We start from the raw sequence: 12,899 nt of genomic DNA on the forward strand, positions 1-12,899 counted from the left end.
GATTTTGACCCTGAGGGTCGGCGCCCGTCTCACTTAACAACCGATTAACGTGCGCCACTCTTGATGGGCTGACTTTAATTAAATGCCCTTATTAATCACAGCGTTTTTTTGAATTAATCAACCAAAGTTTGATTTTGGTCGCCTTTCGGACGACCAAGATCACACTCAAAGCGCCTTATTGTGAGTTTTTTTTAACAATTCAACTTAGTTTCACTGGAATCAATGGCCTGCGAGCAGCTACATATTTGCAACAAGCCACCCGTTTAGCGCGGATTGTGTGCAGCACGGCCTTGGCGTACCCTTGTGACTCACGCCTTTTTGTTGATTGATGATGACCATTACCCGTACCGATCTCGCCGAACTGGCGGTATTTGCCGCCGTCGCCCGTCACCGCAGTTTCAGCAAGGCCGCCCTCGAACTCGGGGTCTCCGCCTCCGCCCTCAGCCACAGCCTGAAGGGGTTGGAAGCAAGGCTGGGGGTGCGGCTGCTCAACCGCAGCACCCGCGCCGTGGTACCGACCGAAGCGGGCCAGCGGCTGCTCAAGCAGCTGCTCCCCACCCTCAATACTCTTGAAGAGGCGCTTTGCGAGCTGGCCCGCAACAGCGATGAACCTGTGGGACGACTCAAGCTCTGCGCTCCGCGCGGCGCCATCGACAGCCTGCTGGCACCTGTGCTGATCGACTATCTGGCCCGTTATCCGCGGATGCAGGTGGAGGTGGTGGAGCAGGAGCTGATGCCCCGGCTGATTGAGGATGGTTACGATGCCGCGCTCTTTTATGGCGATCTGCTGCCCAAGGAGATGATCGGCATCCCCCTCGGCCCGCCCCAGCGTTATCTGGTGGTGGGCTCCCCGGCCTATCTGGCGGAGCACGGAACACCGGAGCACCCGAGCGAGCTGAGCCGCCACGCCTGCATCGGCTATCGCCTCACTCCGCACCATCACTATCGCTGGGCCTTTGCCGCCGACGGCACCATGCTGGAGATCGAAGTGACCGGGCCGCTCACCACCAGTACCCCGGCCCTCTATCTGGGCGCCGCCGAGGCGGGGCTGGGACTGGCCTACTGTCTGGAAGAGGAGGTAAGCCAGAAGGTCGCGGAAGGGAAACTGCTCACCGTGCTGGAGCCCTGGTGTCCCACCTTTGCCGGCTTCTACCTCTTCTATCCCAGTCGGCATCAGCTGGGCAGCGGGCTGCGCATCCTGATCGACATGCTCAAGGCGCACTACCAAAACCCCGGATTAGTGAGTAATACTCAGCAATTCATCAAGTGAAACCCTGATTATCACCAAATAAGTATTAATCTAGACTAGCTGTTCGATAATCGAACTCCCCGAGAGAACAGATATGTCTGCCTATTTAACACTGCGGCAACGGGCCATGACCCGTCGCTTCTGGGCTTACGCCCTCCCCTCCATTCTTGCCATGCTGGTCTCGGGGGCCTACTACCTCATCGACGGCATCTTCGTCGGCCACTATGTCGGTGCCGCTGGCCTCGCCGGGATCAACCTGGTCTATCCGGTCATCATGGTGCTGATCGGTCTGGCCGCCATGATCAGCATGGGGGCGGCCACTGCCATCTCCTTCCAGCAAGGGGCGAAAAACGACACGCTGGCCCGTCAGGCGCTGGTCAACGCCCTCTGGCTGCTGGCCGGACTCGGGGGCGTTGCGCCGGTGCTGCTCTATTACACCCACACCGATATCCTGCTGGGGCTGGGGATTGAACAGGGCACCGAGACCTGGAAACAGGCGAGTGACTACCTCACCTGGATTGGCGGCGGTACCCTGCTGCTGGCGAGCAATCTGGCGGTGCCCTATCTGCTGCGCAACGATGGTCGCCCGAAACTGGCCATGGTGCTGGTGAGCAGCGGCGCCGTGCTCAATATCATCCTCAACTACATCATGGTGGGTCGGCTGGGGCTGGGACTGATCGGGACCGCGCAAGCCACCCTGATGGCAGAGGGTGCGGTGAGCCTGATCGGCCTAGGCTACTTCTTTACCCCCTGGGCGCGGCTGCGCCTCAGCTGGCGGGATCTGGTGCCCAACCTCCCCGCCATGCCGCACCTGCTCTTTACCGGTCTGCCGAGCTTGATTGCCCAGTTCAACCTCGGCCTGCTGCTGATGCTGCACAACAGCCAGCTGATGGTGTACGGCAATGTGAAGGATCTGGCGGGCTTTACCGTGGCCGGTTACACCGAAGCTGTCTTTATCGTCATCCTGCAGGGGCTCGCCTTCGGCATTCAGCCGCTCATCAGCAAAGCAGCAGGGGCCAAGCGCCACCGCAACCTCAAGTACCTGATGGAGATGGGGCTCAAGTTCACCTTTATCTACGGCATGCTGGTGTGGCTCACCATCCAGCTGCTGCCGGGACAGGTCGCCATGCTCTATACCGGCGACAAGGATCCCGAGCTGCTGGCCGCCGCCATCAGCAGTCTGACCCTCAACCTCGGCGCCATTCCGCTGGAGGGGATCATCATGTTCGGCATCGTGCAGCTGCAATCCATGGCGCGTACCCGTCAGGCGCTGGTCATCTCCATCGCCAAAACCGTGTTGCTGCTGCCGCTCATCTTCCTGCTGCCGCAACTGTGGGGGCGTGATGGGGTGCTGATGGCCCAGCCCGCCACCGTGCTGCTGCTCACCCTGCCGCTCTGCTGGCTGCTGTGGCGCGAGTGGCTGCGCCTGAAGATGGCCTGCGCGCCAAAAAACAAGCGTCGCCCGCAACCGGCCCGCGCACGCGCCGCCGTCCAGCTGGCCCGTTAAGGCCACCAATCCCGCAAAACAATAAAAAACCGGCATCCATTGATGCCGGTTTTTGCTATATGGGCGGGTCTGCCTGCCCTTACACAGGGATTCAGGCCAACACCGCTGCCCACACTTATGCCAATACTTCTGGCCTGAGCTGGGCCATCAGCCCCGGGTTGTCGGAGTAATCCACCGGAATGGCTACCACAGCTGGCCCCTCCACCGCCAGCGCAGCACGCAGGGTGGCGCGCAGCTCGTCGGCCGAACGCACCGCGAAACCGGCCGCCCCGAACGATTCGGCATAGCGTTTGAAGTCGATGGGGCCAAAAGAGACGCCGGAGGTGCGGCAATACTTCTGCTGCTCCTGCATCGCGACCATGTTGTAGCCGTTATCGACCCAGATGATGTGAACGATATTGCTCTTGAGCCGCACCGCCGTCTCCAGCTCCATGCTCGACTGCATAAAGCTGCCATCCCCCGATACCGAGATCACCTTCTCACCCGGCCGCACCAGCGCCGCACCGATGGCCCACGGCAGTGCCACCCCCATGGTCTGCTGACCATTGGAGATCAGCACCTGACGGGCGCGGAAGCTGTAGAGGTAGCGGGCAATCCAGATATGGAAGCTGCCCATGTCGACGCAGAGTGTCATGTCGTCGCGCACCAGATCCTGCAGCTCGCGCACGATACGCAAGGGGTGAACCGGATTGCCGTGCAGATCGTCGGCCCGCATCGCCAGTCGCAGCCGCTGCTGGCGTACCCCTTGCAGCAGCCGATCCACCTCGGGGGGGCGGATTTTCGGATTGCCCATGATGCGGGTCAGCTGCAACAGGTTGGCGCGGATCGACCCCACCAGCTCGGCGGTCGGGCAGTAGCTGCTGTCGATATCGGCAGGCAGCACGTCGATATGGAGGATGCGCCGCTCCCTGTCGCCATTCCACAGCACGGGGTCGTACTCGATGGGGCTGTAGCCGATGCAGATCACCAGATCGGCCCCTGCCAGCAGCTGATCCCCCGGCTGGTTGTTAAACAGCCCCACCCGTCCGGCAAAATCATCGAAGTGGCAGCTGTCCACCACCCCGGCAGCCTGATAGGTACCGGTCACCGGCAGCCGCGCCTTGTCGAGGAAGGCGCGTACCGCTTCGGCATTTTCCGGCCGGCTCGCCATCAGGCCGAGCAGCACCACCGGATTCTGGGCGTTGCGCAGCAGGGTCAATGCCTGCTCCATATTCTGTTCGTCGGCGCAGCCCGGCTCCGGCACTTCACGGGGCACCAGCACATTGCCCTGCACCGGCTTGTTGATGATATCCATCGGCAGGCTGACAAACGCCGCCCCCGGCCGTCCCAGCTCGGCAGCGCGAAAGGCGTTGGCCATCACTTCCGAGATCGCCGCCCCGCTATTGACCTGGGCGCTGAACTTGGTGACCGGACGGCAGAGGTTGACCGTATCCATGCTCTGATGAGTGAGCTTGAGGCCATCGGCACGGCGCACCGCACCGCCCAGCGCCACCATGGGGTCCCCCTCCGAGGTGGCAGTCGCCAACCCGGTAATAAGGTTGGAGCAGCCGGGGCCCGAGGTGACCAGCGCCACCCCCGCCTTGCCGGTGAGGCGCCCCACGGCGGCCGCCATAAAGGCGGCGTTCGCCTCGTGGCGCACCACTATGGTCTCGATGGGAGAGTCCTCCAGCGCATCGAACACCCGGTCAATCTTGGCACCGGGAATACCGAACACCTGCTTGACCCCTTGCGCCTCCAGATGACGAACAACCAGCTCGGCACCGCACTTCCACTGTCTGTTTTCCATGATATTGCTCCTTGTCTATCAGCCTTCGGCGGCCTGAATGGCGCGATCGAGATCGGCGGGGTTGAGGTCGGCCTGCCGGAAAGCGGGATCCGATGGCAGGGCCAGATTGAGGTGACGCACCACAGAAAGTCGCAGGGTGCCGTGGGCCATGGTGTAGTCGAGCAGATGGCCGCCCCCTTTGCGATCGGCGGTGATCATGTGTTCGTGAAAGCCCGCCACATTGACCCCCTGCACGAACGGCGGGCAGCGAAATCCCACCAGAGTCCCCACCACCGCGGCAAAACGGAACAGCGGCTGCTGTTCGATGGCTTCCAGCATGGGGCGATAGGGGGGCTCCTGGCGCGGCACGGTACGTACCTTGGCCGTTTCAAACTGGCCGTCGAGGCGCAGGGCAACGAAGACGTTGTCGGAGCCCACCAGCCGATCCACCCACTGGTGGATCTCGTCACGGCTCAGGGGGTGATCGAAGCGACGCTCCAGACAGGGGCGAAAATGGGTCATCACCGCGAAGGGGGTCTTCTGATCGGCACGGGCGGGCCGGGCCGAGCCATCGGAGCGCAACTGGTGGATCTGCCGCTCGAAGGCGATCAGCTCGCCATCGAGGTGATTGAAGGTGCCGAGGCCAAAGTCGCCGTGGCGCAGCAGCTCGCTCATGGTGGTCTCCCCTTCGTAGACCCCGGCCAGCAGGGCGCTCATCAGGGAACTCTGGTAGATCTCGCCACCGTCATGCTGCCTGCGCCAGCGGGAAAACTGCTGGCTCACTTCGAGGGCACAGCTGCACCCGGCACTGTCAGATGTTGCAATATGTTCCATTCGGGTTTCACCTCCACCGTGAATCCTGTTAGCGTTCGGATCCAATGGTGACTTGGTTCACATTTCAACACCAATACGCTGATCCCATGACTTTGAGACTCAATCGATATGGAACTTCGTACGCTCCGCTACTTCATGGCCGTTATTGAAAAGCAGAATTTCACCCGCGCAGCCGAATCACTCAACATGGCCCAGCCGCCGCTGAGCCAGCAGATCCGCAAGTTGGAGGAGACTCTGGGCACCCCGCTGCTGCGCCGTTTGACCCGCAGTGTCGAGCTGACCGAGGCGGGCGAAAGCCTCTATCGGGATGCGGCGCAGATCCTGGCGCTGGCCGATGCGGCAAAACTTAAGGTGAAACGGATTGCCCGGGGCGAGCAGGGGGCGCTGCGGATCGGCTTTGCCGGTTCCACCGTGCTCCACCCTGCGGTGCTGACCCTGTTGCACGACTATCGGGAGCGCTACCCCGAGGTGGCCCTCAGCCCGCAGGAGGGCACCATGCCGGCACTGGTGGAGGCGCTGCGCAACGATCGGCTGGACGCCGCCATCTTGCGGCTGCCCTGCCGGGGTAGCGAGGGCTTTGCCCATCACCTTATCGAGCAGGAGCCGCTGCTGATCGCCCTGCCGACCAGCCACCCCAAGGCCAAGCCGGGCCCCTTGCCACTGGCCAGCCTGAAGGACGAGAGTTTTATTCTGTTTCCCCACGCCATCGGGCCCGGGCTCTATGACGGCATCGTGGGCCTCTGCCGGGAGGCGGGGTTTGAGCCGATACTGGGGCCCGAATGCCCGCAGGTGATCTCTACCGTCGGCATGGTGCAGGCGGGCTTTGGCGTGACTCTGGTGCCCAGCTCGGTGGCGGCGCTGCGCCCGCTCGGGGTCAGTTATCACCCCATTGAGGGCAACAGCATGATGACCAGTATCAGTCTGGCGACACGGCCGCATCCAGGTAGTGCCGTGCTGCGGCACTTTATCGCCCAGATCCGTGCCGCCCAGATACGACAAGGCCTCCCGAAGGAGGCCCTGTTGAACAAGCTTGAACCGGTTTGATGGCCAGCTTGCCTGATGCGACGGCTTATTTGACAGTCACGCGGGCGAACTTGCGCTTGCCAACCTGATAGACGGCGGTACCGGCACCGATGAGTGCCTTGCCATCTTCCAGCTTCTCGCCATCCACCTTGACCGCGCCCTGCTTGATCATCCGCAGCGCTTCGGAGGTGGTGGCCACCAGATCGGCATCTTTCAGCAGGTTGGCAATGGCCAGACCTTCGCCTTCCAGAGCCAGCTCGACTTCCGGCATTTCGTCCGGAATGGCGTTCTTGGAGAAGCGCTGGGTGAAATCTTCGTGGGCCGCTTCGGCCGCCGCTTCGTCGTGATAACGGGCGATGATCTCTTTGGCCAGCCAGATCTTCACGTCGCGCGGGTTGAGAGTGCCGGCAGCGATGCCTGCCTTGAACTCTTCAATTTCAGCCAGCGGACGGAAGGAGAGCAGCTCGTAGTAGTTCCACATCAGATCGTCGGTGATGGACATGATCTTGCCGAACATCTCGCCCGGAGCGTCATGGACGCCGATGTAGTTGCCTGCGGACTTGGACATCTTCTTGACGCCGTCCAGACCCACCAGCAGCGGCATCATCAGCACGCACTGGGTCGCCATGCCGGCATCTTTTTGCAGCTCGCGGCCCATCAGCAGGTTGAACTTCTGGTCGGTACCGCCCAGCTCGACGTCCGCCTTCAGCGCGACCGAGTCATAGCCTTGCAGCAGCGGATAGAGGAATTCGTGAATCGCGATGGACTGGCCGTTGCTGTAGCGCTTCTTGAAGTCGTCGCGCTCCATCATGCGGGCCACGGTCTGCTTGGCCGCCAGCTTGATCATGCCGGTCGCACCCAGCTCGCTCAGCCAGCTGGAGTTGTACTCGATGCGGGTCTTGGCCGGGTCGAGGATCTTGAACGCCTGCTCGGCATAGGTGAGGGCGTTGTGCTTGATCGCCTCTTCGGAGAGCGGCGGACGGGTGGCGTTCTTGCCGGAGGGGTCACCCACCATGGCAGTGAAGTCACCGATCAGCAGGATCACTTCATGGCCCAGATCCTGGAAGGTTTTCAGCTTGTTGAGGATCACGGTGTGACCCAGGTGAATGTCGGGGGCCGTCGGGTCCATGCCCAGCTTGATGCGCAGCGGGCGCCCTTCCTTCAACTTGGCAACCAGTTCCTCTTCAACCAGAATTTCTTCCGCTCCGCGCTTGATCTCGGCTAGCGCCACCTCGAGCTGGGACATTTTTTGACTCTCCATCACGATTCCACAGGGCCAAACATATTACTGGAATGGCGGGCCAATTGGAAAGGCTGTAAAATCCGTCCATTCTGCCCGACTTCATCTGCATCTCATGGTTATTTGGCACGCCTTCAACTCTCTCCCTCACTGGCACCGCAAGATGGTGCTGATTTTGAGCATCATGATCATGATGCTGGCGGCCTGGCCCAGCGAACAGGCGGTCGCCACCCGGGTCGATGAAAACGGCAACGAGATTGCCCTGCGACAGCAACAGGAAGAGAACAGCGACGACAATCTGCCCCAGGACGACATCACCGCAGATGCCGTGCAACCGGCCACCCCGCCCAAGCCGCGCTATATCACCAAGCAGGTGAAGGTGCGTCGCGGCGACAACATGGGGGTGATCTTCCAGCGTCTGGGCCTCAGCACCACGGATCTGCACCTGATCGACCAGCTCGATGACAGCAACCCGCTGCGCATGCTGCAGCCGGGGCAGGAGCTCACCTTCAAGCTGACCGAAGATGGCCAGCTGCACAGCCTCTACTACCCCCACAGCCTCGAACAGGCGCTCAAGGTGAGCCGCAAGGATGACACCTTCGTCGCCCGCAGCGTCAAGATCGCCCTCGACACCCGTGAACAGGTGACCAAGGGGGAGATCCGCTCCAGCTTCTGGAGCTCCGCTGTCGAGGCGGGCATGACCGAGGATCAGATCATGGACTTGGCCGCCATCTTCGGCTGGGACATCGACTTTGCCCAGGACTTGCAGCCGGGCGACAGCTTCCGGGTAGTCTACGAGGACAAGTTCCGCGATGACGAGCGGGTTGCCTCCGGCGATATTCTGGCCGCCGAGTTCGTCAACCAGGGCACCGCCTACCGCGCCGTGCTCAATGAAGATGGCAACTACTACACCCCGGAAGGCAAAGCCATGCGCAAGAGCTTCCTGCGTGCGCCGGTCAACTTCAAATACATCAGCTCCAACTTCAACCCGCGCCGTCTCCATCCGGTGACAGGCAAGATCCGCCCCCACAACGGCATCGACTATGTGGCGCCGGTGGGCACTCCCATCATGGCGGCGGGCTCCGGCAACGTGGTGGCGGCGGGCTACAACCAGTTCAACGGCAACTACGTTTTTATCAAGCATGCCGGCAACTATGTGACCAAGTACCTGCACCTCTCCAAACGCACAGTCAACAAGGGGCAGCGGGTCAAACAGGGGCAGACCATCGGCCTGTTGGGGGGCACCGGTCGCGTCACCGGCCCTCACCTGCACTACGAGTTCGTGGTGGGCGGCGTACACAAGAACCCGCGCACCCTCAACCTGCCGCAGGCGGAGTCCCTGAGCGGACGCGAGCTGGCCAACTTCAGAAAACTGGCGACACCGCAGCTGGCCAAGCTCGACAGCCCCGAGCTGCAGCTGGCCCAGAACAAGCGGGAGAGTCGCGGCAACTAAAGCCTTCAGGGCTGGCGGGGTAGCGGCCCCGTCAGCCCTTTTTATTTTGCCTGCGCATGGCTCTGCGCCATGTTGCATCGGTGTCGGGAAGCGGACCATCCCGACCAGCGAGTGAGGAGAGCCAATGGCTGAACGCTATATCGGATTGATGTCAGGCACCAGCATGGACGGCATCGACGCCGTACTGGTGGTGATAGACGGTGATCAACTGCGGGTCGAGGCGGCCCTCAGCCACCCCTGGCCCACCGCCCACGAGCTCCATGAGCTCTGCACGCCGAGCGACAACGAGATCGATCGGATGGGAGTGGCCGACAATCTGGTGGCGCGCGAATTTGCCGCCGCCACCCGCGCCCTGCTGGCCAAGACGGGCCTCACGCCCGCCGATATTCGCGCCATCGGCAGTCACGGCCAGACCATCCGCCACCGCCCCCAGCTTGGCTTTACCCTGCAGATCGGCAACGCGGCCCTGCTGGCGGCGCTGACCGGCATCGACGTCATCGCCGACTTTCGCACCATGGACATGGCCCTCGGCGGTCAGGGGGCGCCGCTGGTGCCCGCCTTCCATCAAGCCTTCTTTGCCCGCCCCGGCGCCCTGCGGGTGGTGCTGAACCTCGGCGGCATCGCCAATATTTCGGTGCTGCCGGGCCATGCCAACGGGGTCTATGGCTTCGATACCGGCCCGGCCAATACCCTGCTCGACGGCTGGTATCGCCGCCATCACCCCAAGGGGGCCGGTTACGATGCCGGCGGCCAGTGGGCAGCCAGCGGCCAGCTCATCCCCGAGCTGCTGGAGCAGCTCTTGGCTCACCCCTACTTCGCCGCCCCCCACCCCAAGAGCACCGGACGGGAGATGTTCACCCTGGCGTGGCTCGATGGTGAGCTGGCGGGCCGCCCCTATGCTCCGGCGGATGTGCAGCGCACCCTGCAGGCGCTCACCTGCCACAGCATCGCCCGCCAGCTGCCTGCGACTCCCGAGGCATTCGGGGCCAGCCAGCCCAAGACCGAGCTCTTTGTCTGCGGCGGCGGCGCCTACAACACCCCGCTGCTGGCGGAGCTGGCCAGCCTGCTGCCCGGCTGGCGCATCGCCAGCACTGCCGAGCTGGGGATTGCTCCCGACTGGATGGAGGGAGCTGCCTTTGCCTGGCTGGCGGAGCGCTTTATCAAGCGCAAACCCGGCAACCTGCCCGCCGTCACCGGCGCCAGCCGTCCGGCTGTGTTGGGTGCTCTCTACCCCGCACCCTAGATATCCCCCAGATATGCAAATGACGACAGCCCCGATATGGGGCTGTCGTCATGTCACATCATGAACAGTGGCACTTTGGCCAACACCCGTTGTTACGTGGCATTGGTGGACTCAAAAATTTTGTCGGCGGACGCTTCGACAAAGCCCGGATAGAGCACGCCATCTGGCTGCGGGTAGCGCAGGGCGAACTCGTAGAAGCAGCTCGGGATGGTACGCACCCCATCGCTGAACGGCACCTCTGCTTTGTCAGCCATGGTGGAGGATTGCTCCAGCATCACCTGCGGATCCCCTTTCACCTCGCCACCCACGCTGTTGAGCACAAAACCCGCCGCCTTCAGCGCCGCATTGACCTGATGGATGGTGTCGAAATCCTTCAACTTGTTGATATTGACCGTGAAGTGGTTGGCACGATAACCCCAGGCTGCCATCCAGGCCGCATACTCGCTCTCCGCCAGCAGAGTCTGATAATCGGCATAGGAGACCTGCCAGGGGGCGCCGGTGTAGAGAAATGCCGGGGTATCAGTCAGATGATCGGGCACCTGATCGGCCAGCTTGTGGATGATGGCTTGGGCAGCCGGGGAGAGCTCTTCCACCTTCAGCTCACTGATAAACACCTTGGGAGCGTCCGGATCCTGATGCTCGAAGTGCTTGGCGTAGAGCTTCTTGGCCTTGAAAACGTACTCGCCCTTCTGCTCGTAACCGAGCGCCAGAAAGTGGGCTGCCAGCTTCTCCAGCCCCAGCTTGGGCAGGTTGTAGGTACGAAACGCCACGTGATCGTTGACGATGGGCTCGCCGCCACCCAGCAGGGTGTGCACCTTGAGGGCGCTCGGGGTCACCTTGATGTAGTTGTCCCACAGATGGCTGAACAGGGTGTCGATATCCTTTTGCATCTCTCTTTCCTTTGATTGCGGGTACAGATGGGGGCACCGCTGGATGCCCCGTGTCGTTATTAGAAGCGCAGGCCGGGCGACAGTTAATCCGGCATGGCGGCCTTGCTGTCTTCGACAGAGGCAATCGGGGATATGACACAGTAGTCGGCGGCGTTGAGCCATCTCTGCTGCATTGGCATCCCCGTTTGCTCTTAAAACGTCAAGCCAGGAGACAGCTGCTCCGGCATGGCGGCTTTGCTGTCTTCAACGGAGGCAACTGGGTAAGCACAATAGTCAGCGGCGTAGTAGGCGCTTGCCCTGTGGTTGCCGGAAGCGCCGATACCGCCAAACGGCGCGGCACTGGAGGCACCGGTGATGGGCTTGTTCCAGTTGACGATACCGGCGCGGATCCGCTTGAAGAAGTGGTGCCAGTCCGCCTCCTTGTCCCCCAGCAGACCGGCCGAAAGACCATAACGGGTAGCATTGCCCTGATCGATGGCGGCATCGAAATCGTCATAGCGAATGAGTTGCAGCAGCGGGCCAAAGTACTCTTCGTCAGGCAGCGCGCTGACTGAGGTCACGTCGATAATGCCCGGGGAGACAAAGCCGGTACCCGCTTCCAGGTGCTTGAGGGTAAGCAGGTTCTCACCACCGAGGCGCTGCAGGTTGGCTTGCGCCTCAACCATGCCCAGTGCTGCCTTCTCGCTTATCATCGAGCCCATGAACGGCTGCTCGGCGGCGTCATAGAGGCCGACCTTGATCTGGCTGACCACCTCGACCAGTCGCTTGACCAGCGCATCGCCCCGCTCGCCGCGCTCGACAAACAGACGGCGGGAGCAGGTGCAGCGCTGACCGGAAGTGATGAACGCCGACTGGATGATGGCATGCACCGCACCGTCGATGTCGCTCACATCTTTCACGATCAGCGGGTTGTTACCGCCCATCTCCAGCGCCAGAATTTTGCCCGGCTGACCGGCAAACTGCTGATGGAGGAAATGACCGGTGCGGGAGGAGCCGGTGAAGAAGAGGCCGTCGATATCGGGGTTGCCAGCCAGCGCCTTGCCGGTCTCGACCTCCCCTTGCACCAGATTGAGCACCCCTTTGGGCAGCCCGGCCTGCTGCCACACCTTGACCATGGCTTCGGCCACCATGGGGGTCAGCTCGGAGGGTTTGAACACCACGGCGTTACCCGCAATCAGTGCCGGGACTATATGGCCGTTGGGCAGATGACCCGGGAAGTTGTAGGGGCCGAACACCGCCACCACACCATGGGGCTTGTGACGGACAAACGCCTTGGCGCCCGGCATGGCATTTTCAACGGTGCCGGTGCGCTCGTCGTGCGCCCGGATGGAGATGGCAATCTTGCCCTGCATGGCGGCCACTTCGGTGCGGGTCTCCCACAGGGGTTTGCCTGTTTCACGGGCGATGGTCAGGGCCAGCGCCTCTTTCTGCTCGCCAAGCAGATCGGCATAACGACGCACTATGGCCAGACGCTCCTCAAGGCTCATGTCCGCCCAGTGGTAGAAGGCGGCACGGGCGGCCTTGACGGCGGCATCCACCTGCGCCGCACTGGCGGCAGCCCCCTGCCAGATCACCTCGTTCTTGGCCGGATCGGTTGACTCGAACGGCTTGCCTTCACCGGCAAGCCACTGACCGTCGATAAATTGCACTAACTGGCTCATCCATTCACTCCCTGTCGCTGGCAGGCAGCCTCGG

General features: G+C 62.2%; 10 protein-coding genes. 5 read left to right on the forward strand and 5 right to left on the reverse strand.

Annotation, left to right across the window (positions count from 1 at the left end):
* The first annotated feature begins 331 nt into the window (after positions 1-331).
* The gene (locus G5315_RS03305; RefSeq protein ID WP_042055187.1) at positions 332-1,270 is read left to right on the forward strand and encodes a LysR family transcriptional regulator; all 939 of its coding nucleotides are present in this window, start codon (positions 332-334) and stop codon (positions 1,268-1,270) included.
* Between the two features lie 73 nt (positions 1,271-1,343).
* The gene (locus tag G5315_RS03310) at positions 1,344-2,756 is read left to right on the forward strand and encodes an MATE family efflux transporter (protein ID WP_421332429.1); all 1,413 of its coding nucleotides are present in this window, start codon (positions 1,344-1,346) and stop codon (positions 2,754-2,756) included.
* Between the two features lie 115 nt (positions 2,757-2,871).
* Here G5315_RS03310 and alsS read toward each other — a convergent pair whose 3' ends face one another.
* Entirely contained in the window at positions 2,872-4,542 is a 1,671-nt protein-coding gene (gene alsS, locus G5315_RS03315; RefSeq protein ID WP_005338504.1) for an acetolactate synthase AlsS, read from the reverse strand.
* An 18-nt stretch (positions 4,543-4,560) separates the two neighbouring features.
* Positions 4,561-5,355, reverse strand: coding sequence for an acetolactate decarboxylase (budA, locus tag G5315_RS03320; RefSeq protein ID WP_421332430.1), 795 nt, complete (start codon positions 5,353-5,355; stop codon positions 4,561-4,563).
* A 108-nt stretch (positions 5,356-5,463) separates the two neighbouring features.
* On the opposite strand from budA, the gene G5315_RS03325 reads away from it, so the two are divergent.
* Positions 5,464-6,399 (forward strand): LysR family transcriptional regulator, encoded by a 936-nt coding sequence (locus G5315_RS03325; protein WP_421332431.1) that lies wholly within the window; start codon positions 5,464-5,466, stop codon positions 6,397-6,399.
* Between the two features lie 25 nt (positions 6,400-6,424).
* Here the strand turns inward: G5315_RS03325 and tyrS are convergent, their stop codons facing one another.
* The gene (tyrS, locus tag G5315_RS03330) at positions 6,425-7,624 is read right to left on the reverse strand and encodes a tyrosine--tRNA ligase (RefSeq protein WP_041208119.1); all 1,200 of its coding nucleotides are present in this window, start codon (positions 7,622-7,624) and stop codon (positions 6,425-6,427) included.
* A 109-nt stretch (positions 7,625-7,733) separates the two neighbouring features.
* On the opposite strand from tyrS, the gene G5315_RS03335 reads away from it, so the two are divergent.
* Positions 7,734-9,071 (forward strand): peptidoglycan DD-metalloendopeptidase family protein, encoded by a 1,338-nt coding sequence (locus G5315_RS03335; protein WP_421332432.1) that lies wholly within the window; start codon positions 7,734-7,736, stop codon positions 9,069-9,071.
* A gap of 124 nt (positions 9,072-9,195) precedes the next feature.
* Positions 9,196-10,314: an anhydro-N-acetylmuramic acid kinase gene (locus G5315_RS03340; protein ID WP_421332434.1), complete on the forward strand. Its 1,119-nt coding sequence runs from the start codon at positions 9,196-9,198 to the stop codon at positions 10,312-10,314.
* A gap of 92 nt (positions 10,315-10,406) precedes the next feature.
* Here G5315_RS03340 and G5315_RS03345 read toward each other — a convergent pair whose 3' ends face one another.
* Both G5315_RS03345 and astD read right to left on the reverse strand, forming a co-directional pair.
* Positions 10,407-11,204, reverse strand: a complete 798-nt coding sequence (locus G5315_RS03345) for a DUF1338 domain-containing protein (RefSeq protein ID WP_421332435.1) — start codon at positions 11,202-11,204, stop codon at positions 10,407-10,409.
* Positions 11,205-11,395: 191 nt separating this feature from the next.
* Positions 11,396-12,865 (reverse strand): succinylglutamate-semialdehyde dehydrogenase, encoded by a 1,470-nt coding sequence (astD, locus tag G5315_RS03350; RefSeq protein WP_201946252.1) that lies wholly within the window; start codon positions 12,863-12,865, stop codon positions 11,396-11,398.
* Positions 12,866-12,899: the final 34 nt, after the last annotated feature.

The sequence above is a fragment of the Aeromonas sp. 603607 genome, from assembly GCF_049171595.1.
Lineage (GTDB): Bacteria > Pseudomonadota > Gammaproteobacteria > Enterobacterales > Aeromonadaceae > Aeromonas > Aeromonas veronii.